The sequence below is a fragment of the Lysinibacillus sp. A4 genome (genome assembly GCF_024919535.1).
Lineage (GTDB): Bacteria > Bacillota > Bacilli > Bacillales_A > Planococcaceae > Lysinibacillus > Lysinibacillus capsici.
The window spans coordinates 560,521-584,448 of the sequence record NZ_JANWTB010000001.1 but is presented as its reverse complement, the minus strand read 5'-3'; the positions used below and the strand labels follow the sequence as shown (position 1 = coordinate 584,448).

Here is a 23,928-nt window from a genome sequence, read left to right as displayed (position 1 = left end):
AGAAAGTCCGCAATATACAAAATTTTCGAAAATATGATAAACTTATAACGTGAAAAGGAGGATGAATGCATGACTGTTCAACAATTTACAGACTATGTGAAGAAAATGCAGCATTATGAGGAAGCGCTCAATGTGATTTATTGGGATATGCGGACGGGTGCACCGAAAAAGGGGTTTGCACAACGTTCTGAGGTAATTGGTACATTATCAGCCTCCTTATTTGATATGCAGACGAGTGAAGAACTAGGAGAGCTTCTAGCAGCATTAGAGGCACAAAAAGCTGATCTTGACTATGTAACACTACGTTTAGTAGAAGAAGTAAGAAAGAATTACGATCAAAATAAAAAAATCCCTGCGAATGAATATAAAGAATTCGTCATTCTTCAATCGAAGGCAGAAACGGCTTGGGAAGAAGCGAAGGCGACGAATAATTTTGCTCTATTCCTACCATACCTAGAAGAAATCATACAATGGCAGAAAAAATTCATTCAATATTGGGGCATTAAAAATGGATCTCCATACAACACATTACTAGATTTATACGAGCCAGATATGACAACAGATGTCGTAGATCAAGTATTTGGTGAATTACGAGAGTCTATTGTGACGCTTGTTCAAAAAATTGCTCATTCATCGAATAAACCCGATACTACCATGTTATTTAAGCATTTCCCGCGTGAGGCACAGCGTGAATTATCGTTAGAATTGCTTGCTCAGCTCGGCTATGACTTCGATGCTGGTCGCTTGGATGAAAGTGTCCATCCATTCATGATTGGCTTAAACTATGGTGATGCGCGTATTACGACGAAATATGATGAAAATGATTTCCGTTCAGCTATTTTTGGCACAATTCATGAGTGCGGTCATGCGATGTATGAGCAAAATATTGATGAGAAGCTTGCAGGACTGCCATTAGCGACTGGTACATCGATGGGGATTCATGAATCACAATCATTATTTTATGAAAACTTTGTCGGCAGAAATGAAAAGTTCTGGGAGCATAACTACGGACGTCTTCAGCATTTTTCACCTGCACAGTTTGGAGATGTGGCATTAGCTGATTTCTTACGTGCTATTAATATGGTTGAACCATCTTTCATTCGTATTGAAGCGGACGAACTAACATATCCACTACATATCATGATTCGCTATGAAATTGAACGTGACTTATTCAATGGGGATTTACAAGCGAAAGATCTGCCGCAAGTATGGAATGATAAATATGAGGAGTATTTAGGCATTCGCCCTGAGACTGATGCACAAGGTGTTCTACAAGATATGCATTGGTCAGGTGGTATGTTTGGCTATTTCCCATCCTATGCATTGGGGATGATTTATGCAGCACAGTGGAAGCATGCGATGGACAAGGATATTCCAAACTTTGATGAGCTACTAGAAAAGGGAGAGCTACTGCCAATTCGAGAGTGGCTAACTGATAAAGTTCATCAGTATGGAGCATTGAAAAAGCCATTTGAATTGCTGAAAGAAGCGACAGGGGAAGGCTTAAATGCTAAGTATTTAGCAGACTATTTACAAGAAAAATATACAAAACTATATCAGCTATAGAAAAACAAGCGATTTCTCTAACATGAGAAATCGCTTGTTGCTTTGAAAATATTCTTACCAAAGCTTAAAGCCTTTGAGCCCCCTGGTGAATTTGAAATAATTTCGAAGATTGGAATGGTGTAAGCGAATATAATAAGGCTACTAAAATTACAAGTCAAGATTTAAAGTAAGCTACATTTCATGTTACATCAATATTTTTTATATAATGTGCAACATTATAAAGCGTCATTTTTAAAGTGAACTATGGTGTTAAACAATCTGGCCAGATTGTTGAGTAAATATTTACTTGTGTAGCTTATGTATGATGAACCGTATATAGTTTTTACTTTTTTGACCAATCAAAAATTTAGGGGTGATTATGATGACACTTAAATGGTTGTGGATATTGGTTATTGCATTTTGCGTACTAGAATGGATTTCAATTCCATTCATAAGTGCATTTACAGGAAAATTATATCAAGTGGTTGATGGTGTATTAATAATTACATTTATTATTTATCCATTATTTTTCTTGACTACTATTTTATTATTACAAAAGGGGAATAGAAAAATTGGTGCAGTCATTTTGCTTATTCCACTAATTGTGTATGCCCCCGTGTTAATAAGTCTTCAAACGTTGGTTAAATAATGTATTACTAATTGAGTTAACGAGGTGCTTTGTAAAACAAGAGTTTCAAAAATTATCGAACTTTAGAAATTTAATCGATGCCATTCAATAAGAACAAGCTTTGATTATAAAGTGAAAAAAGCGATTTCTCGTTACAGAGAAATCGCTTTTTTATAGGAAGATGCGTTTGGATGCTTACCACAATTGATAGCCTTTAGAGCCGGCTGGTGAGTTTGAAATAATATCGATAATTGGTACTGTGTAAGCGAATAAAATTAAGGCTACTAAAATAACAAGCCAGATTTTAAAGTTTTCTAAAATAGCTGGTGTTGGACCGCTAAGCTCATGTACATCACCTACAGGGAATTCTTCGTCACCTTTAGGTGCGAACCAAGCTAATTTCACGACGATATAAATGATCACTAGGATGGCGATAAAGAGGATTGTTCCCCCCACAGCTTGCGCGATTTGATAAGGAATCCAATCATAAGCCTGCTGAGCGCCACCATATTCGGAGTAATCTGAACGACGAGGTGCGCCGAACAGACCAGCAATATGCATTGCAGAAGACATAATCGTCATACCAGTAGCCCATAAGATACCAGCGAAATTACTAAGATTATTTAAAGACTTCGAAAGTGTACGACCTGTTAAATGTGGAATTAACCAGAACGCCGCACCGAAGTAAGTTAACACAACAGCTGTTGCAATCGTTAAATGGAAATGCCCTGTAACCCAAATGGTATTATGAATTAATTGGTTCATTTGATAAGAGGCATTGACAATACCGCCAGCACCACCTGGAATAAATGACACCATACCGATAAATGGTACGAAGAAACGAGCATCCTTCCAAGGTAATTTTTTAAACCAACCAAATAGTCCTTTGCCACCTAATTCACGTCCACGTAACTCGAACATTGCAAACATCGAGAAGGCTGTCATGAGAGAAGGCACGATTACAGCAAATGTTAAAACAACTTGAATGAACTTCCATGTACCATCAATACCAGGCTCTGTTAACTGATGGTGAATCCCAACAGGAATAGAGAAGAGTAAGAACAGCATAAACGAAAGTCTTGCTAAAGAATCGGAGAAAATTTTTCCGCCAATTACTTTTGGAATAATCACGTACCAAACCATATAGGCAGGTAATAACCAGAAGTATACAAGTGCATGACCAAAATACCAGAAAAGGGTACGTGATAATGCCACATCGACACGTTCAATTAAACCTAAGGACCATGGTAACAATTGAATTAAAACTGAAGCTGCAACACCAAGCGTTGCCACGAACCACATTAAATTATTAACAACTACCATAAATGATAGTAACGGGCTGCGTTGTCCACTCGCTTTATTTTCTTTGCGCCATTGGACATAGCGTAAAATTTGACCTGCTCCACCAACCCAAGAACCAACTACGACTAATGTAAGACCTAAATAGAAAATCCAATGTGCCTTTAATGGTGCATAGAATGTATAAAGAACAGTTGCTTTATTCAATAACACCATCGTTGCGGCAGCAGCTGTACCGATCGTCATTAACCAGAAACCAATCCAGCCAAGTCTTCTCTGAGTATCAGTGAATGTACCAGAAGTTCGACTTACACTTGCAATTTGGAAGCCGTAAATAAAGAATGTAGTTAATATAAGACCGAGTAATACACCATGAACTGTTAATACTTGATAATAACCAATGCCTGCTGGTAAAGTAAATTGACCAGAACGTACAAAAACCTGTAATAAACCTGCAAGACCACCTAATAACAATGCGATAAATGCCACGTAAATGTGTGCCATTGCTAGCTTTGCATCTCGACGATCCACTTTTGTCATTGAATTAGTGTGACTCATTTGAATCCACCACCTTTAGCATAGAGTGCATCATCGTATGTCCTGTACCACAATACTCATTACATACGATTAAAAACTCGCCGACCTTATTGACTTCTGTTACATATTCCGAAATATAGCCAGGCTCAAGCATCATATTGATATTCGTACCTGCAACCTCAAAACCATGCATAACATCCTCGCTTGTCGCGATAAATTTCACTTTCGCACCAAGTGGAACCTCAATTTGTGGAGGATTATAATTGAATGCAGAAGCAACTACTACCACTTCGTAATCCCAATCTTTACCTTCAACCTTATGGACACCTGGATTATCAAAAGGCGCTGTCTCTTTCACTTTCTCGTAATCTAGTGTTTTTTTACCATTGTTTGGATGGGAGCCTTGATGAAATGCTCCGATACCGAGAATGATCAGGAATGCCACTAAAGTGGTAACTCCAAACACAAGCCAGTATTTCTCATACTTATGTATGTGCATATATTTCTGTCCCTTCTTCGTAGATTAAAACCGTCCAATGAACAAATCGAAGCAGTACACCCAAAGTAAAATGATGATAATACCTACTCCAAAAACTGCATAGAGTGAACCTTTTAAATTTTCATCTGACTTCTTTTTATTTGCCATTTTTGCTCCTCCTACGCTTTTTATTGTTGTGTTTCTTACTGTCATCATATAAAAATCCCCTACATTTTGATGTGAAAAAAATCACACTTCTAAGGGAATTATGTGAAAAAAGTGTGAAGAATTTAAGAGAGAAAAAAAACAAGCCATCTCAAAAGTCATTGAGATGGCTTGTTTAATGATTATAATAAACTTTTTTTAATAAAAATAGTAGATTTTAAGGAAGGAGAACAGTCCTTCTTATTCCTTTTGAGCGAACGGCAAATCTTACAAATAAATGCTGAATGTCTTGCATATAATGTCTTATTTGTAACAGACTAAAACCTACTAAGCGCTATTCCGCTTCTTCTTCAATTGTTAATAGAACTGTTAGGGCACCGACGCTTGGGACCGAAACTGGGAGTGCAAATGCCTTTTCAAAGCCATATAATTTTGTATTGCCCACCATCACCGTTGGCGGAGTGATATCAATTTCTAAGCTTTCTTGCCCAACAGCTGTACATAAATTTCCTGCAATCATGTTACCAAATTCCCCTGTAAAAGATTCTAGCATTTCTCCTTCAAGCGGCATACCAAACATGGTACTACCGATCCCACTGAACACTTCGGGAGAGGAGTCAATGATGACGCGTCCCTTTAAATCTCCGATTAAGCCAATTAATACGCCCATTTGTTGCTGTTGAAAGGGTTCAGAAATAATACTAGGCGACTTTACTTCTATATCCATAGGAAGAATGGTTTTTAAAGCGTGAATTGTCCCGTTTAAAATAGTTTGAAAGTACTTCGAATTACTCATCATTACCGCATCCTTTTTCCGACTTTTCTACATCTTACCATGTAAAAAGGGTAAGATGAAAGTATGTCTTGACGAATTCACATGAAATTTATAATATATTAATGAGAATGATTTTCAAATTCAATGTAAACGTCTGAAAACTTAACGAAAAATAACTAAGAAGGAGCGGTTCGCAATGACTTTCGTATTAATTGGAGCAGCTGTAGTGATCTATATTGGAGTTGGAAAATACGTCATGAACCAGGCAACTGCACATTTGAAATAAGAGCTAATACTTGATAAACATGTTTAGGCATGGTCCGAATATTCGGACCATGTTTTTTTGTATTTCTAGGAATGCAGCGCTAGATTAAATATTTTTTCAGAATAATTTAATTAAGAGGAATTTTTATTTTTTTCTGAAAACTATTGAAATAACTAAGTTTTTTCTGTTAAGATTTTAAAAAATGGAATCGCGTTTCATATTTTGGAACGGAGGGGGAAATGAGTTTGAATATTTTAGAAGTAAGCGATTTGAAAATAGGTATTCAACAAAATAAAAAAGATATTGCCATTGTGAATGGAGTATCATTTCAACTTGAAAAAGGAAAAACTTTGGGGATTGTAGGGGAATCAGGGTGTGGAAAAAGCATGACATCACTTTCACTTATGGGATTGTTACCTGCTGGGGTTAACTGGCAAGGTGGAGAAGTTTACATAGATCAAAAACAAATTAATAAAAAATCGAATAAGGAATGGCGAAAGATTCGTGGGAAAAAAATTTCTATGATTTTTCAAGAACCAATGAGTTCGCTCAATCCAGTATATAAGGTTGGTTCACAAATTATGGAAATGATTCATAGTCATGAAAAAATTTCAAGGAAAGAAGCTCATGAACGTGCCGTTGATATGCTTCGTCTCGTAGGTATTCCTCGACCAGATAAAGTAGTAAATGAATATCCTCATCAATTATCAGGAGGAATGCGACAAAGGGTTATGATCGCCATGGCATTGGCTTGTGGACCAGAAATATTAATTGCAGATGAGCCTACTACAGCATTAGATGTGACAATCCAGGCTCAGATTTTAGATTTAATGAGAGACATACAAGAAAAATTAGATATGTCCATCATTTTAATTACCCATGATCTTGGTGTAGTAGCAGAAATATGTGAGAAAGTAATTGTGATGTATGCTGGTGAAATTGTTGAAGAGGCAACAGTGCTAGATTTGTTTAATTATCCGCTTCATCCATATACAAAGGGGTTATTAAATTCATTGCCTGACATTGAATCAGAACAAGAGTACCTTCCATCAATTGAAGGGGTGGTGCCATCACCATCCGATATGCCTTCAGGTTGTAGATTTTTCGATCGCTGCGAATTTGCAACAGATCAATGTAAAAAGAAGCCTGATCTATATACAACCTCTATGGGTACCAAAGTTAGATGTTGGCTGTACGAAGAGAACGAAGTAGGAGGGGGAATTGTCAATGGGCAGTCCATTGTTAGAAGTTAAACATTTAAAGAAATATTTTTCAGTTAAAGGATCACGTTCAGGTCATTTAAAAGCAGTAGATGATGTTTCATTTTTTGTAAATGAGGGTGAGGTTTTAGGAATTGTCGGAGAGTCTGGGTGCGGAAAGTCCACTATGGGTAAAACATTAATTCAACTTCTAACACCTACTGAGGGTGAAATTTTACTGAATGGAGAAAATATTGCCACTCTTAGCCCAAAAGAGGTACGTCAAAAGCGCCGTGATATGCAAATCATCTTTCAAGATCCTTTTTCTTCCCTTAATCCTCGTATGAAGGTGTTTAAAATAATCGAAGAACCTTTGGTGAATTTTGGAATAGGTACAAAGGAAGAGAGAAAACAACGCGTTTATGAAGTAGCCAAACAGGTTGGACTTACACAAAAGCAGTTAGAACGTTTTCCACATGAATTTTCGGGTGGTCAAAGACAACGAATTGGAATTGCTAGAGCATTAGTGTCCAATCCAAAATTGATTGTTGCAGATGAACCAGTATCTGCTCTGGATGTTTCCATTCAATCTCAAGTATTAAATATTATGAAAGATTTAAAAAAGGAAATGAACCTTACCTACATTTTCATATCACATGATTTAAGTGTAGTGCATCATTTTTGTGACCGCATAGGGGTAATGTACTTAGGTAAGTTAGTGGAAATGGCAGATAAACACGAATTATTTAATAATCCTAAACATCCATACACAAAAGCTTTACTATCGGCATTACCAAAATCTCATCCTTCAAAAATAAAGGAGCGAATTGTGCTAAGTGGAGATGTTCCCAATCCTGCTAATCCACCATCGGGCTGTACATTCCATACACGATGCCCAAACTGCATGGAAATATGTAAAGTGACACCTCCAAAATTAAAAAAAATTGGCGATAAGCATGAAGTTTCCTGTTTACTTTATGAAGAGCAAATGGAGCGATTAACATGAGCAAAACATTGGAAAAAGGTATTAATATTTTAACGTTATTTACTGAAGAAAAACCTTCTTGGCGGTTAGACGAGCTAGCGATCGAAACAGATATTCCTAAACCGACTTTACATAGGTTTTTAAAAACATTTACAGATTTAGGCGTATTAAAACGTCCTTACGTTCAAAGCGGTGGACAGTTAGTATTGAGTGATCATTATCTACTTGGGAATAAACTCATTGAATTAGGTGCAATTGCTGCAAATTCAATTGAAATTCGTTCTTTGGCTATACCATATATGAAGATGTTGCAACAGAAGTTTGACTTGGCTGTTCAACTAAGCATACTGGATGAAACAGATGGTCTTTATATCGAAAAAATCGAAAGTTTAAAACCAGTTTTATTATATACACGGGTGGGGAGAAGAGCACCTCTTTATGCAGGCGCTTGTTCACGAATACTTTTATCCTTTCAATCAGAAGAAAAAATTAGTGAGGTACTTCAAAAAACTCGTAAAAAATATGCTAGTGGAACACCTGTTACTGATGAAGAGATATTCGAACTAATTGAATTTGGAAAAAAAAATGGCTATGCCTACAGCGTGTCAGAATTGGAAGAAGGTACTGTATCAATAGCCGTACCGATTTTCAATAGCGAACGCAAAGTAGAATACTCGATTAGTATAGCGGGCATAGAGACACTAATACCAAAAGAAAAAATAAATGCATTTTTAGAAGGTCTGTGGGAAACGGCAGCTTCAATATCTGCTGAACTAGGTTATTCGATGCCATATCCTTATGGCGTATAGATAGCACAAATACAAAAGGGGATGAACAATGTATGAAGAAACAAAAATGGATTGCGCTATTACTTGTTTGTATGATGGTTGTTTTAACAGCATGTAGTGGCGGTACATCATCAAAAGACGAAAGTAAAAATAGTAGCAAATCATCTGGTGATAATCCAGCAGCAACACGTGGAAATGAATTAGTTATTCGTGTGGCAGGAGACCCACAAAACTGGGACCCAATTGATACATTTTTACTTGCTTGGAGTACAGTAGCAACATCGATATTTGAAGGATTAGTAAGTCGTTCTTTAGATTTAGAGATTCAACCAGGGTTAGCGGAATCATGGGAATATATAGATGATAAAACGATTGTGTTTAAATTACGACAAGGTGTTACCTTCCATAATGGCGAACCGTTTAATGCGGAAGCAGTTAAATTTACATTTGATCGTCTACTAGGAGAAGAAGGTCAACAAGGACCGCAATATTCAAACTATACGTCGATTGACAATGTTGAAGTGACAGGTGACTATGAAGTCACTATGCACCTAAATGCCATTGACCCAGTATTATTGACTAAACTTTCAGGATATGGTGCTGTCATCGTACCACCTAAATATATCCAAGAACAGGGTGCAGAGAATTTTGACATGAAGCCGGTTGGTACGGGTCCATTTAAAATGACTGATTATCAACGTGATAAACAAGTAGTTATTGAGCGATATGAAGATTATTGGAATAAAGATGCTATTAAACTAGATAAAGTAACATTTAAAGTGATTCCAGAAACAGCGACGGCACTGGCAGAATTACAAACAGGAAATATTGATATTATGACACGTTTAGAGGTTTCGCAAGCAGCAACAGCAGAAGGAACTGATTTCATTGAATTAAAGGATGTGTCCACTCCTACAGCGTATTCAATTCGTTTTGATACAGCACAAAAGCCTGTAGATGATGTACGTGTTCGTCAAGCGATTAACTATGCCATTGATAAGGAAACAATAGTGAAAGAAATTTTAGGTGGCTATGGCAACCTCATTAGTTCGTTCCAAAGTAATCTATCTTTTGGCTATAACAAAGATTTAGAGCCATATCCATATGATCCAGAAAAAGCAAAAAAATTACTTGCCGAAGCTAAGGTTCCTGAAGGTACTACTCTTGAATTCTTTATTCCAGGTACGGATGGAACTTTTAAAGAAATAGCCCAAGCAGTAGCATTTTATTTACAAGAAGTGGGATTAAAAGTTTCTATTAATAGTGTGGAAAATACTACATTCCAATCAGAGTTAATACCACAAGGGAAAGCTGGTCAAATGTATAAAAATGGCTGGGGTGGTTGGACTTTAGATTTTGATAATACAGCTTATTTAATGTATCACGAAGGGGAATTCTGGAATCCATCCTATAAAAATGAAAAAGTTGAACAATTATTAACGGCAGAGCGAGCAACGATTAATAATGAGGAGCGTCAAAAAATCTTTAAAGAGCTGACAGAAGTGTTATATGAAGATGCTACAGAAGTTAATTTATATTCTGAGGTTGAAATATACGCAGTGAATAAACGAATAAAAGATTTCCAACCACCTCATGATGGCCGCTTTAGATTTGAAGGTGTCACTGTCGAGTAAGTAAAAAATTATGAGATAGTATGCTTGTCATACTATCTCTTTCATTTCAAATTAGGAGGATGGAATTATGCTTTCCTATATACTACGACGTATATCGCATACAGTGTTGGTGATAATAGCTGTCTCATTAATTATATTTTTCGCCATTCGTTTAACGGGGGATCCCGTAAGCATCATGTTCGGTGCTGGGGAACCTTCACAACAAGCAGTAGAGGAACTGACAGCAAAGTTGGGTTTAGATAAACCTATTTGGGAGCAATATATCATATTCATGAAAGATTTAGTAACGCTTGATTTTGGTACATCGTATCGTTCGAATAGTCCTGTTTTGGAAATGTTGTTAGAACGAGCATGGCCAACACTAGCACTTGCTTTAGGGGGGATGACTGTAGCATTGTTAATCGCTATTCCTATCGGTATCCTATCTGCAGTTTATAAAGGCAAGTCCATTGATATTTTTGGTCGTATTTTTTCTTTATTAGGTATCTCTTTCCCTAATTTTTGGTTAGCGTTTATGCTAATCTTGATCTTTGCTGTTCAGTTAAAATGGTTACCTGTATCGGGCTTTGATGGGTTTAGCTCATTGATCCTTCCATCCATTGCATTGGGTCTGATTTTATCTGGTATTTTAGTTCGATTAATTCGTACCTCTATGCTTGAAGTGCTTAAAATGCAATATGTGACAACTGCTCGAGCAAAAGGAATTAGAGAATGGCTTGTCATTATTCGACATGCCTTTCGCAATGCCTTATTGCCAACTGTGACGTTTGTTGGGTTACAGTTCGGTGGACTCTTAGGGGGGGCTGTTATTGTAGAGCAAGTATTTTCTTGGCCAGGAATCGGAAGATTAATTGTTGATTCTATTAATCAACGAGATTATCCAGTCGTACAGGGTGGGGTAATTCTCCTAGCTCTTATCATGATTGCTGTCAATCTAATTGTTGATTTATGTTATTCATTAATTAACCCAAAAATACGCACTGGAAGAGGTGACAATTAATGACACAGATAATGGAAGCAGAAACAGTCGAAATAAAAAAGGTTAGTAGAATAATAAGTATTTTAAAGTTTATTAAAAATAATCCAACTGGGATAATCGGTCTATTATTAGTTGTCACGACTATTCTATGTGCGATATTTGCCCCTTATATTGCTCCACATGATCCAGGAGCAGCTAGCTTAGGACATCGTCTAGATTTGCCTAAATGGTTAGATGATACTGGTAAATCCCAATATTTACTGGGGGGAGACCAAGTTGGACGGGATTTGCTAAGTAGGATTATATATGGTGCTCGTATTTCCCTTTTGGTAGGGATTTGTGGTGTGCTCATTTCGTTAGTCCTTGGAACATTTCTTGGAATTGTGTCAGGGTATTTTGGGAAATGGATGGACGATTTAATCATGAGGTTGGCTGAAGTTCAATTAGGTCTGCCATTTATTTTACTAGCAATTGTCATTATGAGTGTATTTGGAACAGGGATTGAAAAAATCATTATTATTCTTGGACTTACATATTGGGTTAGTTTTGCTAGGCTAATTCGAGGGGAGATTTTAGCTCTAAAGGAACAAGAATATATACAGGCTGCAAAGGCAATCGGAGGCACACATTTTAAAATTATCCTTAAGCACATCTTACCAAATGTTGCTTCTTCGATTTTAGTGTTAGCAACGATGTGTATCGCAGAGTTTATCTTATTAGAGGCTTCACTAACATTTTTAGGGTTAGGTGTTGAACCGACAGTACCTTCGTGGGGCGGAATGTTAGCAGACAGTCGGAATTATATGACGTCAGCTTGGTGGATTTCTGTATTTCCAGGTATTGCAATTATGTTAACTGTACTAGGCTTTAATTTACTAGGAGATTGGCTACGAGATCGCTTAGATCCAAATATGAAAGTTTAGGTGATATTGTGAACTCTAAAATATTTTCAATTTTATTTAATAAGAATGAAACCATAAAAAAGCCTTCTTTATTTATAAACTTACCTAAAAATCTTGTTCCAATCGGATTGATTAATTTTTGTGCGAGGTTAGGCTTAGAGTCAAATGAAATAGATTTTGATTTATTTCAAGCGTCTAATCAGCAGTACTCAATGGAATTTTTACAACATAGTAGTACATTTATTTCACAGAATGGGTCTATCTTTACACTCTATTATGAGACTGAGTCTTCGCTGTCAACGTTGTTAAGTACGATAGCAAGTGAAGGAGTGGCCGAAACCCATACGGATATTCCATCCTCTTATTATGAAAGTTTAAGTCATCTGTGGTCAGCCTATGGAACTGGTGAGAAGGACGAGGCACATCCACAACAGCATTTAAGTGTGAAAATTAATTTACAACAAGAAATAATGTCAAACGCCATTATAAAAGAAGTTTGCTATCTTGCATTACGTTTAGGACTGTATGCTACCTCTGTTTCTTTACCAGTTGTTACAGAAGAACATCGACATTTCACGATTGATATCAAGCAAGGAACTGCAAATTTAATGGAGTTAAGTACTAGAAACGTTATTCAAATTTGTGGTACAAAAGATTGCTTACCGACTGTCCTACATTCCATAGCAAAAGAAAAGCATGTGTCTGAAGGTGGCTTATTTGGTGTTTGGGAGCTAAACGAAAAACAAGTGAATATAGCAGATTTATTGTATGAAACAACATGGGAAGATGAATCGGAAGCATCGTATATTTTAAATGCTTTGCAAGATGAACCAAATAAAATGCTTGATGCTGAAATCTATCTTACAGCTTCTAAAAAAAATCGAGATGAATATAGTGTAGATTTGTATAAGAAATTTTCAAATTTAAAAACAATTACAGTTCGCTCTGCATTTAAAACAGGGTTATACTGGATATTAGAGGAAGTACTTCCATCTATTTCGGGTCATTTTGAACAAGTAAAAATAATATGTAAAGATGGGGTTAATAAAAATGGGTTAGAACAACATAATCGCTGGATTATGGAACTTTACCCTGTGGATGAATTGATTGAAATGCAATATGGTATACCGAAAGAACATGTACAATTTGAGCTTTCAAGCACACAGCAGCACATCTATAGTGTCTATGTTGATGATCTATTAATTGCTGAATTAAATCCGCTGATTAGTGAATTGGATTATGTTGATGGTCAGAGAAAAGTCTATCCAACTACAGCTGGATATAGGTTATTTGAAGATGGAAAACTGGTTCAAGAAAATGCAATATTGTCAGATCGCGAGCGTTTCTATAAAACGTATATCAATGAGTTACTTCCTCAGATAGTAGGAAAATTAAATATTGATGTAACAAATCGTGATCAAGGACAATTGTTCCCTTTATTTGATCGCATCGAAATTGACTTTACTTCATCTGGAATTGAAGAAGAACTAAACGTGAAGCAAGAAGCAAACTCGTCCTTTGAAGCGTTATACGAAGACCTTTATTTTAACACGCTTGATTATTTTAATGAGCTCGGTCGCCGATTAGTTAATCAACCTTATCAAGCTCCTGGTGGTATTATTCCCTTTATTCATATAGAGGAAAATATTTATAAGCCTATTAAAAGTGTAATACGCGCATACAAATGGCATGAAAAAACCAATTTAGTTCCAGTTACAAAAAGAATTTTATTTAACCAAGAGGGGCAATTTGAAACAGTAGAAATGTATTTAGGTAATTATCTGAAAGTAATGGAAATGAATGATAATTTAAAATACAATATTAAAAATGTTTATCAACTATCCACTCGGTATCAAAATTATTCTGAGGTCAAACTAAATTATGGGGATATATCTTACAAAGGGAATGTCATTCCATTTTTTGAAGTAACTGAGCCTATTACTAGTGACTTTTATTCAGGACTTAAAAAATCGGATGAAAAGCATACGATTGTCTTTGAAGCTGGCCATCATCCAAACGAAGTATCTAGTACACCTGCAATATTAGAGCTTATGGAAGATATTATTTGTCACCATCCTGAAATCTTAAAAAAGATTAATATAATCATTATTCCGCTATCAAATCCAGATGGTTATGAAATAATGGAGAGCTTGACAAAAGAACATCCAAAATGGAAACATCATGCTGCAAGATTTAATGCGGTAGGTTTAGAGTTTGCCTATGTCAAATTCCAAGAAAGTGTATTTGGTGAAGCAAATGTTTTACCACTCATCTTAAAAAAATGGGCACCTGATATAGTGATTGATGATCATGGTATCCCTGCTCGTGAATGGGTTCAACCATTCGCAGGATATGCATGTCCACCTATTTTCCCTGTTTCTTACACGCTTCCAAGTGCCAAGATCTACGGAATTGGTCGTTATGCGGATTATGATACGAGGGAAGTCCAGGCTACAAATCTAGAACAAGTAGCTGAAAAAGTGAATATGATTTTTGAGGGTACAATATTTGCCCAAGAAAATACTTATTGGCGTGAACGCTACTATAAATATGGCACAAAGTGGGATCCGCAAAAGTACCCCATTGAAGAAATGGGAAATATAAATTTTTATCGAAGTATGGAAGTTACGCCAACATACGCATCTGTAAGTATATTACGCTACCCGCAGTGGGTGGCTTTAGATATCATTTCTGAAGTGTCTGATGAAATTGTTTACGATGAAGAATTAACTTCTTGTATTGAAGCACATAAATTATTTAATCAAGCTATTATTGAAGCAGCACTTTCTACTAAAGTAACTAAAATTAAACAATTTGGACGCTACTTTAAAAAACGTCCGATAGAAATCAGGTGACAAATATGACAAAAATATTAGTAACAGGGTTTGAGCCATTTCTTGATTATAAAATAAATCCAACAATGCAAATTGTGGAAGCATTAAATGGAAAGAAGATAGATCGCTATGATATCGTCGGACGAATTCTATCTGTAGATTTTCAGCAATCAGCGGAGCAATTAAAACAACATATAGAAGAAGTGAAACCACAAATCATCATTTCATTAGGGTTAGCAGGAGGTCGTTTTAAAGTAACACCAGAGCGCATTGCCATTAATGTGAAAGACGGAGAGCCTGATAATAATGGCTATACACCAGTTGATGAGCATATCTATGAGGAGGGGGCAGATGCTTATCTAACAAACTTACCGATTCGCAGTATGGTAAATCGTTTGCAGGCTGAAGGATATCCAGCGGAAATCTCCAATACAGCGGGTACATACTTGTGTAATAACATTATGTATGAGGGGCTTGCTTATGCACAGCAACATAAAGGGGTTCGTGCTGGCTTTATTCATATTCCAGCATCATTTGAGCTGGCCATCCAACATGGCAAAATTCCCGGCTGGCATATCGGAGATTTGATAGCTGCAGTACAGCTTTGTATTGAGGAGACGGCACGTGCAAGCAATCATTGATTTTCCTCATTCGATGTGGATTAGTCAACATACTATTCGATTTGCATTCAAGGAGGAAATCTCCCACTCAAACTTTCGTGCGGTCCAAACGTTTAATCGTTTTCTGAAACTGCAGCTACGACATAACCTAGTTGAAAGTGTTGCAAGCTACCATACAGTAACAGCTTATATTAAACAAAAAATAGATGTTGAACATTTAGAAATGCAGTGGCTTGAGATGCAAGCCTCCACAACAATTGATAAAGGAACGAATCGATTTTTAAAAATACCCGTCTGCTATGATGAGGAATTTGCCTTAGATTCAAAGCGCGTCATGAAATTCACAGGTTTACCTTTTGAGGACATTAAAACATTGCATATGTCCAAAAGCTATTATGTGTATTTAATCGGCTTTTTACCTGGCTTTCCTTACTTAGGCGAGCTTGATTCTAAATTATTTGTGCCACGCTTACAGAAACCAAGGGCATCTGTATCGGCAAGCTCTGTTGGGGTTGGGGGTGGACAAACAGGAATCTATCCTGTCGATTCACCTGGTGGCTGGAATATTATAGGGAAAACACCTTTGGATTTATTTGATGTTCATGGCAAAGAGCCATTTTTATTTGAACTTGGTGATGAAGTTCAGTTTTATGAAATAACCAAACAGCAATTTTGGGAAATGAAAAGCAAAGGAGTGTAGCGTTTGAAGCCACTTCTGCTCGTAACAAAACAAGGGGTTTATGGTAGCTTACAAGACAAAGGAAGGTACGGCTATCGGGCATTTGGTATTCCGTTATCTGGTCCAATGGATCATCGATCGTTTAATGCAGCTCAAAGAATCTTACATCATCACCATGATCAAACGTCTTTTGAAATGTTTGTTGGTGGTTTTGAATTTGAGGCGCTTGCTGATGGTGTCTATGTATTAACAGGGGGGCATAGTACATGCTTGGTTAATCATGTACCAATCGAAATGTGGAAAACATTCCATTTAACGAGGGGAGATAGATTATCTATCAAGGGTGTCCATCAAGGCTCTATTGTTTACTTAACTCCATTAGGAGGTTTTCATACAACCGATGAGCTTGGTAGCCAATCTTGCCTCCCCCTTGGCAATTTGGGAACACGGATTACAAAAGGAAGTATTTTGTATGGGCAGGTATCATCGTCTTTAAAATATAATAGAGGGCTATATCCATCCTATCGTCCACATTTTGACAGTTCTATTACGGTTCGATTGTTTAAAGGACCACACTTTCATTTATTTACAAAAAAGAGTCAGCAACAATTTTTACAAAATCCTTTTCAATTTATCGGCGGCAATCGTATGGGCTACTACATAAAAGGACCTGCCTTACAACTTCAGGAAATGAAGGATATTCTGTCAGAAGCTACACAGTTCGGAACAATCCAAGTGCCGCAAAGTGGTGATCCCATTATCCTAATGGCTGATGCTCAAACAGTAGGAGGCTATCCTATTATTGCAACAGTTCATGAAGAAGATTTACATAAAGTAGCGCAAATGCGTATGTTTAACACAATTCACTTTGTACTGGAGGAAACATGATGTCAATTGATATCAATTGTGATCTAGGTGAAAGCTTAGATGCTTTTATCACGGGTAAGGATGAAGAATTATTAGACTATGTAACTTCCATCAACATTGCATGCGGCTATCATGCGGGTCATCATTCAATTATGCATCAAATTGTACGCAGCGCCATTCGTAAAAACGTTCACATTGGTGCGCATCCAGGCTATCCAGATCGAGAGGGGTTTGGTCGCCGTAACATGGAATGTAGCCCAGGTGAAATTTACGATATGATGGTTTATCAAATTGGTGCCTTACAAGCATTTGTGCAGATTGAAAATGGTACGCTTCATCATGTTAAACCACATGGCGCACTTTATAATCAATGCGCGAACGACCGTGAAAAAGCGTTGGCTGTAGTCCATGCAGTGTATGATTTTAATCCACACCTTATTTTATATGCCTTATCTGGTAGCCTCATCGTAGAGATTGCTAGAGACATAGGGCTTCAAGTATATGAGGAGGTTTTTTCGGATCGACGCTATAACGATAATGGCACATTAGTGAACAGACAGGAACCAAATGCCTTAATACAATCGGAAGAAGAAATGCTAGTGCATGTAAAAGGTATTTTGACTGCTAATGAAGTGTTGTCGGTCGAGTCCCAAAAAATTAAAGTTGCGGTGCAAACCTTATGTATTCACGGAGATGGCCCACGTGCGATAGATTACGCCAAAAAAATTGCAGGTCTCAGAAAGCAATTACAATAAAATGGATGCCCTAAACAAGGCATCCATTTTATTTAGATTGTTGTCACTAGCTCCACAGCTTCGAGCACAATTGGCGTACCAGCAGAAAGTGTACCTGTGACAGTATTAAACGTTATTTCAGTTGTAGAAACTGTATAGGCACCACCCTCCTGAAGAACACCATTGATATATAAGTTATAGTAACCATTTGCGACTTCTGGGAATGCTGTTGCGGCTGTACCGCTATCATTTAAAAACGTTGTTGCAGCGACTGTTGTGCCATCTGCAATGACAAGGGGTGCAGCTAAGACGTTAAAAAACCTTGTAGAACTACCTGTTACATTGACGTGAATATTAATAATGGAAAGTGCCACCCAATTCACCTCCTTTCATTTCCTTTATTTCGTTGTAAAGCCTAGCGATTCAATAATAATGGGTGTTCCTCTATACAATGTCGCATTATAAGGTACGATTGTCAGGGAGGCTGGCGTTACCGAATAAATACCGCCTTCCTGCATTACTGCATTAATATAAAGGTTAACGTAACCATTAGGTGAAAAAATTGTAAACTCAGTAACAGAATTTGCTTCATCATTCCAAAAGAGATTGGCTGGAAGAGTTGCCCCATTCGATAGATCAAGATCAGCTGTAACGATATAAAAATATCGCTGGATCGTTGGTATAATCATACCTTCAGGGACTACTTCAGGAGGAACCATGGGTATTCCGTTTGTTGCTTTTATACGGGGCCAGATAAATCGATCCTCACAGTTACATGAACAATATTTTTCAATGATTTGATGAGACTTAGGATTTATCATATGGCATCACACTCCCTTCATAAAAAATATAACTTTGCCCCGAATATGCTTACTATAAAATATGAAGTAAATATAAAAAGAACTAGTTGACCATCTATCATTTGGCATAGATTTTTTGTATAAACATGTTTTTGTAAGGATGGAAACGTTGGCATATATGCTTTAAATTAGTGTTATACTTTGCTAGTTGAATAAGGTAGAATACTAATTATGAATAATTAATGAAAAAGGGGTTACTGGTTTCATGAAAGATTTTGAACAACAATTGGAGGGGCTATTAAAGCAAGCCTCTTTGCAATACATAATTTATCAGCATAATGGTGATACAGAGCGCATGGATAAAACATCACTTTTTGCTCGAAAAATTCAGCAAAAAGAGTATGTGATTGGTTTTGCAGGCCATTTCTCTGCAGGGAAGTCCAGTATGATTAATGCGCTGTCTGGTGAAAATCTACTGGCATCTAGTCCAATTCCAACAAGTGCGAACATCGTCAAAGTTCATAAATCAGAGGAAGACTATGCAATTGTTTATATGCACAATGAAAAGCCCGTAAAATTTGAGGCTGGCTATGATTTTAAAACAGTAAAAGAGCTAAGTAAAAATGGGGATTTAGTGTCACAGATTGAGATTGGACACAGTGCCTCTACATTACCACTAGGTGTTACTGTAATGGATACGCCAGGGGTAGACTCCACAGATGATGCACACCGCATGTCAACGGAATCAGCATTACATATTGCCGATATCGTATTTTATACAATGGACTACAACCATGTGCAGTCGGAATTAAATTTCCAATTCACAAAGCAATTAATGAAATATAATCCAAATGTTTATTTAATTGTCAATATGATTGATAAGCATAAGGATAATGAATTGAGCTTCGAAGAATTTAAAGCAACTGTTCATCAGTCCTTTGCAGCATGGGGTGTTGTACCGAAGGGTGTTTTCTTTACATCATTAAGAGAGCCAGAGCATCCACATAATGATTTTGAGGCAGTAAAGAAAATCGTGATGGACAGTATGAATGACTGGCAGGAGCAGCTTGTCCAAACAGCTACGAATACATTGCGTTTATTGCAAAGCGAGCATGACAATTATTTAATGGAAGAAAGACAGGATCGTTTAGCCATTGATGAAGAAATTTTAAGTGCGGATGACTGGGCACACCATCAAGATATATTAGAGCAATACAATAAATTAAATCGTCAGGTTGAATTATTTTCAGTAGAAGCTTGGAACGAAACGTTTGAGGAGCAACGTAAGGAGTTGCTCGCGAATGCTGCAATTATGCCAGCTGATTTACGCGATCACTTACGCCTTTATTTAGAAAGCATGCAGGAAGGCTTTAAAGTTGGAGGGCTCTTTACTGCAAAGAAAAAAACAGAGGAAGAGCGAAACAGACGTAAAGAAAATGCGTATAGTGCCTATCAAAATGTGGTCCATGCACAAATCACGGGGCATTTAAAAGGTCTTATGAAAAAGGTATTGAAGGACGTTGGTGCATTAAATGAGGAACGTGCCGCTGCTATTGATGCCTATGAATTTGACTTACCTTTTTCATTGATTGAGCAGCAAGTTCAAACAGGCGCTATTTTAACAGGTGATGCTGTGTTAAACTTCGCTAACCGTATCGCAGAAGCAACAAAGCGCTACTTTATTCAGGAGACAGATAGTTGGAAAAATGCGCAAGCGACAACTCTTGAAGCTGTAGCAACAGAAACTGCCGCACCATCAAAATTAAAAATGGCGGGTATGCAGGACAAAGTAGATGCCATTAATGCGGTCCTTGAAATTGAAGGCTATCAGCAATATAGTGCAAGCACTATGCATCAAGCGAGCAATGAAATTCGTAAAGTTGCCAATCAACAGCTTACAAATTGGGAACAATCATTTAAGCAAGATTTAGCAGAAATTCGTCTATTTGACGAGTCCATGCTGCAGCCAAAAGAGCAAATCATCCAACAAGAGGAAGCTCAGCAAGCTACTACTGCAACGATTCTACCAATCGATGGTGTGATTAACCGTGCACTTCATACTGCTAATGCAGTCAAAGAGGTGCAAGGCTTTGCCGAAGTAGCCCAATACCTTGAAAATAAAGTAGAACGACTACAGAAAAAAGATTTTACCATTGCATTGTTTGGCGCATTTAGTGCTGGTAAATCTTCCTTTTCAAACGCTTTAATGGGAGCCAAGGTGTTACCTGTTTCACCAAATCCAACAACTGCGGCCATCAATAAAATTCGTCCAGTTACACCTGAGCACCCACATGAAACAGCTGATGTACAGCTTAAAACTGCGGAACAAATGCTAGAGGATATTCAAGGCTCCTATGCGGCGATTGGTTTGTCTGTATCGACATTGGAGGAAGCCTATAATCGTGCTGATGAAGGGCTTGGAGTTCAGTTAACGGACGAACGCTTAAATGTTCATAAATCATTTATTCGTGCCTATAAAGAAGGCTACCCAACCTTTAAGTCTGAATTTGGTTCTATCCTCCGCGTAGACCGTGAGGAGTTTGAAAAATTTGTAGCACAAGAAAATAAATCTTGCTTTGTTGACAATATCGACTTCTATTATGATAGTCCATTAACACGTATGGGCGTGACACTTGTTGACACGCCAGGAGCGGACTCTATTAATGCCCGCCATACAGGTGTAGCATTTGAATATATTCGTAATGCTGATGCCATCCTATTTATTACGTACTATAACCATGCCTTTGCCAAAGCTGACCGCGAGTTTTTAATTCAGCTTGGTCGTGTGAAGGATGCATTTGAGCTTGATAAAATGTTCTTTATTGTCAATGCAATTGATTTGGCAACAACGGATGAAGAACAGGAAGATGTAAAAGGCTATGTACGCTCAGAGTTACAACGCTTTGGCATTCGCTTCCCAAGACTATATGGGGTATCTAGTCTTTTAGCGTTGAAGGAAAAGGTAGAAGGTGCGGATTTAACATCAGGGATGCCACCGTTTGAAAGCGACTTCCATACATTCTTAAATGATGAATTGAGTGCATTAGCCGTTCAAGCTCTTGCAGAGGAAGTTGATAAAACAGAGCAACGTTTGGCGGATTTAATTGCCCAAACAGAGGAAAACTTAAAACGTAAAGATGAGCGACTAGAGGAATTAACAACACTTGAACAACATATTCAATCGAAGTACAGTGTACTGAATACGAGCATGTTAGAGAGTGAAACAAAGCAGGAGCTTGATGAGCTACTCTATTATGTTCTTCAGCGAGTTTATTATCGTTACCCTGAGTTCTTTAAGGAAGGCTACAATCCTTCTACCTTTGCTGCAATGCCCGCACAGCAAGCGTTGGAGCATGCATTAAAAGAAGTGATGCAAAGCTTGCGTTTTGATTTTACTCAAGAAATGCGTGTAACAAACTTCCGTTTATCGCAATTCATTAGCAAAAAGATGCAACAACGTTTTAAAGATGAAGTACGCGAATTGAAAGAGTTAAATCGAAGCTTCTCATTCCTAGCCTTTGAATCTTCTGAGCCAAATTTATTGGATTTTGAAGGACCGTTTGCGGATATTTCCAAATATGCTAGCGTAAAATCTCATTTCCGCAATCAAAAAGCTTTCTTTGAAAAGAATGAAAAAGTGAAGCTGAGTGAGGCACTAGAAGCTATCACAAAACCAGATGCACAAGATTATTTAGATGCACAGAAAGTTTCCCTCATGACATGGGCGATTACGTTTATAGCAGAGGAAGCCGAAAAATTACGTTACTATATTTATCATCAAGCGCTTGAACAAATTGACACAGAAAGATTAGCCTTACAAGAAGAGAGCCGTTTAGCTTCTTGGAAAGCGATTTACGCACAATTACAATACGCATGAGGTGATTCTAATGGGAAAAGTATTCAAATCAGTGGATGAAATTCAGTTTGATGGCGTCCGTTTTATCGATGCTCGTTTCGATCTTCAGGACAAAGAGGCTGGCAAAAAAGCATTCGAGGAAGGTCATGCTACTGGTGCTATCTATATTGATTTAGAACAGCAGTTATCGGATATGGACAGCAAAGAAGGTCGTCATCCAATGCCAAGCAAAGAAAAATTGGCATCCGTTTTTCAAGAACTAGGATTACGGTATGAAGATCAGATTGTAGTTTATGACCAAGGAGCAGCTCCATTTGCCCCACGCGCCTGGTGGATGCTAACATATGCTGGTTTCCCAAATGTAGTGATTGTCAATGGAGGTGCCCCTGCGCTAGAGGCAAAAATTCCTTTTACCAAGGATATTATTAAATATCCTCCAACTATCATTGAGTTTGATTGGAAAGATGAGCTTTATGCACCACGCCAAGCCGTAAAAGCCATTGTAGATGGAGAGGTAAAAGCTACTTTACTCGATGCGCGCGCTGCTGAAAGGTATCGAGGAGAAGTAGAGCCTTTGGATAAAGTAGCAGGTCATATCCCAACTGCGAAAAACTTTGACTGGGAGCAATTGAAGTCAAATGGTCAACTAAAGGCAAACGATGCATTACGTCAAAAAGTTGCAGCTGATGAACCGGTTGTGGTTTACTGTGGCAGCGGCGTAACCGCCTCTCCACTTTATGCTGTGTTAGCAGATGAAGGCTATGACAACATCCAATTATATGTAGGTAGCTTCAGTGATTGGATTACAGAATATGACGTGGAAAAAGGCACAAACGAATAAAAAGAAACGCTCACTTCGGTGGGCGTTTTTTTATAGTGCGGTGGATAGAGCGTAAAGTAGAGGTTAGAATTTAATGTAGCGGATAACCTCTTCAGATTGGCGGATACGGAAGAAAAAGTGGAGGATAGAACGTTCAAAGTGACGGATAAAATTTAATGTAGCGGATAACCTCTTCAGATTGGCGGATAAGGAAGAAAAAGTGGAGGATAGAACGTTCAAAGTGACGGATAGAATTTAATGTAGCGGATAACCTGTTCAGATTGGCGGATACGGAAGAAAAAGTGGAGGATAGAACGTTCAAAGTGACGGATAAAATTTAATGTAGCGGATAACCTCTTCAAAGTGACGGATAAAAATGAAAAAGTGAAGGATAGCCCTTTTAAAGTAGGGGATAGAATTTTATACTTGATCAAAAAATCCATCAAAGTGGAGAGAGCATAGCATGCTCAGGTAGTAATACATAAAATGAGGAAATTTCTGTTTTGCAAAGCTAAATTGCATAGTTTAAAAGTCTAATA

General features: G+C 37.5%; 21 protein-coding genes. 15 read left to right on the top strand and 6 right to left on the bottom strand.

The window, feature by feature from the left end:
• The first annotated feature begins 69 nt into the window (after positions 1-69).
• Positions 70-1,566 (top strand): carboxypeptidase M32, encoded by a 1,497-nt coding sequence (locus NY607_RS03310; RefSeq protein WP_259419146.1) that lies wholly within the window; start codon positions 70-72, stop codon positions 1,564-1,566.
• Positions 1,567-1,927: 361 nt separating this feature from the next.
• Complete coding sequence (locus NY607_RS03305) at positions 1,928-2,194, top strand: hypothetical protein (protein WP_066037679.1); 267 nt, start codon at positions 1,928-1,930, stop codon at positions 2,192-2,194.
• A 174-nt stretch (positions 2,195-2,368) separates the two neighbouring features.
• Here NY607_RS03305 and NY607_RS03300 read toward each other — a convergent pair whose 3' ends face one another.
• The 4 genes from NY607_RS03300 to NY607_RS03285 all read right to left on the bottom strand — a co-directional run bounded on the left by NY607_RS03300 (position 2,369) and on the right by NY607_RS03285 (position 5,448).
• Positions 2,369-4,030, bottom strand: coding sequence for a b(o/a)3-type cytochrome-c oxidase subunit 1 (locus NY607_RS03300; RefSeq protein ID WP_066037680.1), 1,662 nt, complete (start codon positions 4,028-4,030; stop codon positions 2,369-2,371).
• Entirely contained in the window at positions 4,017-4,508 is a 492-nt protein-coding gene (locus NY607_RS03295) for a cupredoxin domain-containing protein (RefSeq protein ID WP_004269330.1), read from the bottom strand. Before NY607_RS03295 ends, NY607_RS03300 begins: the two co-directional genes overlap by 14 nt.
• Positions 4,509-4,532: 24 nt before the next feature.
• Positions 4,533-4,655, bottom strand: a complete 123-nt coding sequence (locus NY607_RS03290; protein WP_009370491.1) for a hypothetical protein — start codon at positions 4,653-4,655, stop codon at positions 4,533-4,535.
• Between the two features lie 331 nt (positions 4,656-4,986).
• Positions 4,987-5,448 carry a chemotaxis protein CheX gene (locus NY607_RS03285; RefSeq protein WP_004269332.1) on the bottom strand — a complete coding sequence of 154 codons (462 nt, stop codon included), beginning with the start codon at positions 5,446-5,448 and terminating at the stop codon, positions 4,987-4,989.
• A 483-nt stretch (positions 5,449-5,931) separates the two neighbouring features.
• Here NY607_RS03285 and NY607_RS03280 point away from each other — a divergent pair, with 483 nt between their 5' ends.
• The 11 genes from NY607_RS03280 to NY607_RS03230 all read left to right on the top strand — a co-directional run bounded on the left by NY607_RS03280 (position 5,932) and on the right by NY607_RS03230 (position 17,934).
• Entirely contained in the window at positions 5,932-6,945 is a 1,014-nt protein-coding gene (locus NY607_RS03280; protein ID WP_175400757.1) for an ABC transporter ATP-binding protein, read from the top strand.
• Positions 6,920-7,897 carry an ABC transporter ATP-binding protein gene (locus NY607_RS03275; RefSeq protein WP_066037682.1) on the top strand — a complete coding sequence of 326 codons (978 nt, stop codon included), beginning with the start codon at positions 6,920-6,922 and terminating at the stop codon, positions 7,895-7,897. The genes NY607_RS03280 and NY607_RS03275 overlap by 26 nt, the downstream gene beginning before the upstream one ends.
• Positions 7,894-8,685, top strand: coding sequence for an IclR family transcriptional regulator (locus tag NY607_RS03270; RefSeq protein WP_066037683.1), 792 nt, complete (start codon positions 7,894-7,896; stop codon positions 8,683-8,685). The genes NY607_RS03275 and NY607_RS03270 overlap by 4 nt, the downstream gene beginning before the upstream one ends.
• A gap of 32 nt (positions 8,686-8,717) precedes the next feature.
• Positions 8,718-10,298: an ABC transporter substrate-binding protein gene (locus NY607_RS03265; RefSeq protein WP_066037684.1), complete on the top strand. Its 1,581-nt coding sequence runs from the start codon at positions 8,718-8,720 to the stop codon at positions 10,296-10,298.
• Positions 10,299-10,365: 67 nt separating this feature from the next.
• Positions 10,366-11,298, top strand: coding sequence for a nickel ABC transporter permease (nikB, locus tag NY607_RS03260; protein ID WP_066037685.1), 933 nt, complete (start codon positions 10,366-10,368; stop codon positions 11,296-11,298).
• Entirely contained in the window at positions 11,298-12,200 is a 903-nt protein-coding gene (locus tag NY607_RS03255) for an ABC transporter permease (RefSeq protein ID WP_016991918.1), read from the top strand. The genes nikB and NY607_RS03255 overlap by 1 nt, the downstream gene beginning before the upstream one ends.
• Before the next feature lie 191 nt (positions 12,201-12,391).
• Positions 12,392-15,034 (top strand): M14 family metallopeptidase, encoded by a 2,643-nt coding sequence (locus NY607_RS03250; protein WP_254660038.1) that lies wholly within the window; start codon positions 12,392-12,394, stop codon positions 15,032-15,034.
• A 5-nt stretch (positions 15,035-15,039) separates the two neighbouring features.
• Entirely contained in the window at positions 15,040-15,654 is a 615-nt protein-coding gene (gene pcp, locus NY607_RS03245; RefSeq protein ID WP_259419145.1) for a pyroglutamyl-peptidase I, read from the top strand.
• Complete coding sequence (gene pxpB / locus NY607_RS03240) at positions 15,638-16,333, top strand: 5-oxoprolinase subunit PxpB (RefSeq protein ID WP_259419144.1); 696 nt, start codon at positions 15,638-15,640, stop codon at positions 16,331-16,333. Before pcp ends, pxpB begins: the two co-directional genes overlap by 17 nt.
• A 3-nt stretch (positions 16,334-16,336) precedes the next feature.
• Positions 16,337-17,200, top strand: coding sequence for a 5-oxoprolinase subunit C family protein (locus NY607_RS03235; protein ID WP_259419143.1), 864 nt, complete (start codon positions 16,337-16,339; stop codon positions 17,198-17,200).
• The gene (locus NY607_RS03230; protein ID WP_131519744.1) at positions 17,200-17,934 is read left to right on the top strand and encodes a 5-oxoprolinase subunit PxpA; all 735 of its coding nucleotides are present in this window, start codon (positions 17,200-17,202) and stop codon (positions 17,932-17,934) included. Before NY607_RS03235 ends, NY607_RS03230 begins: the two co-directional genes overlap by 1 nt.
• Positions 17,935-17,966: 32 nt before the next feature.
• On the opposite strand, the gene NY607_RS03225 is transcribed toward NY607_RS03230, so the two are convergent.
• Positions 17,967-18,287 (bottom strand): DUF4183 domain-containing protein, encoded by a 321-nt coding sequence (locus NY607_RS03225; RefSeq protein ID WP_048390025.1) that lies wholly within the window; start codon positions 18,285-18,287, stop codon positions 17,967-17,969.
• Positions 18,288-18,311: 24 nt separating this feature from the next.
• Entirely contained in the window at positions 18,312-18,734 is a 423-nt protein-coding gene (locus tag NY607_RS03220; protein ID WP_066037690.1) for a DUF4183 domain-containing protein, read from the bottom strand.
• Between the two features lie 244 nt (positions 18,735-18,978).
• On the opposite strand from NY607_RS03220, the gene NY607_RS03215 reads away from it, so the two are divergent.
• Positions 18,979-22,590: a dynamin family protein gene (locus tag NY607_RS03215; RefSeq protein WP_131519745.1), complete on the top strand. Its 3,612-nt coding sequence runs from the start codon at positions 18,979-18,981 to the stop codon at positions 22,588-22,590.
• A gap of 10 nt (positions 22,591-22,600) precedes the next feature.
• Positions 22,601-23,410 carry a sulfurtransferase gene (locus NY607_RS03210; RefSeq protein ID WP_131519746.1) on the top strand — a complete coding sequence of 270 codons (810 nt, stop codon included), beginning with the start codon at positions 22,601-22,603 and terminating at the stop codon, positions 23,408-23,410.
• Positions 23,411-23,928 lie beyond the last annotated feature (518 nt).